This is a genomic window from Streptomyces sp. SPB074 (genome assembly GCF_000154905.1).
In the GTDB taxonomy this organism is placed as follows: domain Bacteria; phylum Actinomycetota; class Actinomycetes; order Streptomycetales; family Streptomycetaceae; genus Streptomyces.
In genome coordinates this window covers 667,307-670,124 of the sequence record NZ_GG770539.1, presented here as the reverse complement: position 1 = coordinate 670,124, position 2,818 = coordinate 667,307, and the positions used below count along the sequence as shown (strand labels likewise).

General features: G+C 76.1%; 2 protein-coding genes. One reads left to right on the top strand and one right to left on the bottom strand.

The window, feature by feature from the left end; genetic code table 11:
* Window positions 1–1,554, top strand: a 1,554-nt coding sequence (locus SSBG_RS02730; RefSeq protein WP_008744704.1) for a 3-hydroxyacyl-CoA dehydrogenase family protein, incomplete at its 5' end; no start/stop codon positions are given.
* Between the two features lie 127 nt (window positions 1,555–1,681).
* Here the strand turns inward: SSBG_RS02730 and SSBG_RS02725 are convergent.
* Window positions 1,682–2,473: a MerR family transcriptional regulator gene (locus tag SSBG_RS02725; protein WP_008744703.1), complete on the bottom strand. Its 792-nt coding sequence runs from the start codon at window positions 2,471–2,473 to the stop codon at window positions 1,682–1,684.
* Window positions 2,474–2,818 lie beyond the last annotated feature (345 nt).

Here is a 2,818-nt window from a genome sequence, read left to right as displayed (position 1 = left end):
CACCCCGAGTCCGCGCAGCCCTGGGACCGCCCCGGGTACCGCGTCCCCGGCGGCACCCCGGCCCAGCCGAAGTTCGCCGCGAACCTTCCCGCGTTCCCCGCCAACCTCCGCAAGCAGACCGGTGGCGCCCCCTACCCGGCTCCGCGGGCCATCATGGCCGCCGCCGTCGAAGGCTCCCAGGTCGACTTCGGGACCGCGCAGACCATCGAGGCCCGCTACTTCACGAGCCTCGTCACCGGGCAGACCGCGAAGAACATGATCCAGGCGTTCTTCTTCGACCTCCAGAAGGTCAACGCCGGTACCGCCCGCCCCGCCGGGGTACCGCGCCGGGAGCCCGCGAAGGTCGCCGTGCTCGGCGCCGGGATGATGGGCGCGGGCATCGCCTACGCGTGCGCCCGCGCGGGCATCGAGGTCGTCCTCAAGGACGTCGGTCCCGAGGCGGCGGCGCGCGGCAAGGCGTACGCCGAGAAGCTGCTCACGAAGGCCGTCGCGCGGGGCCGCAGGACCGAGGCCGACAAGGCGGAAGTCCTCGCGCGCATCACGCCGGCCGCCGAGGCGAAGGACCTCGCGGGCTGCGACACCGTCATCGAGGCCGTCTTCGAGAACGCCGCGCTCAAGCGGCGCGTCTTCCAGGAGGTCCAGGACGTCGTCGCGCCCGGCGCCCTCCTGTGCTCCAACACCTCCACGCTCCCCATCACGGCCCTGGCCGAGGGCGTCGAGCGCCCGTCCGGCTTCATCGGGCTGCACTTCTTCTCGCCCGTCGACCGGATGCCGCTCGTGGAGATCATCAAGGGCGAACGCACCGGCGAGGAAGCCCTCGCGCACGCGATCGACCTCGTGCGCCGGATCGGAAAGACGCCCATCGTCGTCGCCGACTCGCGCGGCTTCTTCACCTCGCGGGTCATCGGCCAGTTCCTCCGGGAGGGCGTGGCGATGGTCGCCGAGGGCATCGAGCCCGCCTCCGTCGAACAGGCCGCCGCCCAGGCCGGGTACCCCGCGAAGGTCCTCGCCCTCGTGGACGAACTGACCCTCACCCTGCCGCGCCAGATCCGCGACGAGAGCCGCGCCGCCGCCGAGGCGGCGGGTGGCACGTGGCCGGTGCACCCGGCCGACGCCGTCCTGGACCGCATGGTGGACGAGTTCCGCCGCCCCGGACGGGCGGCGGGTGCCGGCTTCTACACGTACGAGGACGGCAGGCGGGGGAGGCTGTGGCCCGGGCTGCGCGAGCACTTCACGAAGCCGGGCACCGAGATCCCCTTCCGCGACATGCGCGAACGGCTGCTCTTCTCGGAGGCGCTCGACTCCGCGCGGCTCCTGGACGAGGAGCACGTCCTCGGCTCCGTCGCGGAGGCGAACATCGGCTCGATCCTCGGCATCGGCTTCCCCGGCTGGACCGGCGGCGTCCTCCAGTACATCAACGGGTACGAGGGCGGCCTGCCCGGCTTCGTGGCGCGCGCCCGCGCGCTCGCCGCCCGCTACGGCGAGCGCTTCGAGCCGCCCGCCTCGCTCGTGGCCCGGGCCGAGCGAGGGGAACCCTACGCCGACCCGGACTGAGCGGGCCGCCGGGAACCGGCCGGTACGCGGCCCGGATCGGGGGCCGACGGGTACGCGGGCGGGGGAGCGGGACCGGAACCGGCCCGGGCGGGGGAGCCGGCCGGTACGCGGGCGGACCGGGCGCCGGTCAGCCCCCGCCCCGCTCCCCGTCGCCTTCGTCCACCCGGTCCCCGTCGCGCGCGGGGACCGCGCCTCTCAGCTCCTCGTGGAGCGAGCGCTGGAAGGCGGTGAGCAGGGCCTGGAGCACGAGCGGCCGCGTGTGCGCCGACAGCGACCGCGCCTCCGCCGCCTCCCGCACGCCCACCTCGCCCCGGAACACCTCGCCCAGCTCGCGGGCCGTCCGGGCCGCGTTGCGCAGCAGCACCTCGCGCGCCGCGCCGATCGCCTCCCGGGACAGCGGCAGGTCGAGCAGGCGCACGGCGAGCCCGACGAGGGCGGTGTCGAGCGCGTACCGCTCCCCGGCGCCCGCCACCGGCACGAGCACCCCCATCGCCGCGAGGCGTCCCAGCTCCTCCGCGCCGAGCCGCCGCCCGATCCGCTCCTCCGCCTCCGCGCGCCCGCACTCCACGGCCGCCTCGGGCAGCCAGGAGGCGACCAGCGCGCGGTGCAGGGCCAGCTCGTACGCCGTCGTCCCCTCGGGCAGCCGCGCCACGTACCGCTCGATCGCGGCGAGCGTGAGGCCCTGCTGCCGCAGGTCGTCCACGAGCGCGAGGCGCGCGAGGTGCCCGGGCCCGTACAGGCCGATGCGGCGCGGCCCGATCCGGGGCGGCGGGAGCAGCCCGCGCGTCGCGTAGAACCGCACGGTACGGACCGTGAGACCCGCGCGGACGGCCAGCTCGTCCACCGTGTAGGCGGGCTCCGACCCCGGTTCCGGGGCGGCGGGCGTCGCGGGGGTGCGTGCGCTACGGGTGACTGCCACGATGCTCCTCCTCCGGGGCTGCGGCGCGCATCCCCCTCGCCCGGCCCCGCCGTCCCCCGGCCGCCGTCCGCGCCGGTCCCGCCGGGCCCTCCGGTGGAACACTATTGCTGTCTCACCGGTGTTGTGAAGATCGGGCCCGTCACCGAGGGTTGCGCACCCGCCCGGCCCGGGTAGCTCTTCCCCATGCACCTGCTCGCGGGATCGCTCCTGATCGCCACGGCCCTGGTCCTCGCCCGCGTACTCTCCGTCCGCAGGCGCGGGCGCTGGGGCGTACGCGAGACGGCGGCGCCCGCCACGCTCCTCGCCGGCATCGTGGTCGCCGCGCCGGGCCCCCTGCCCCCGCCC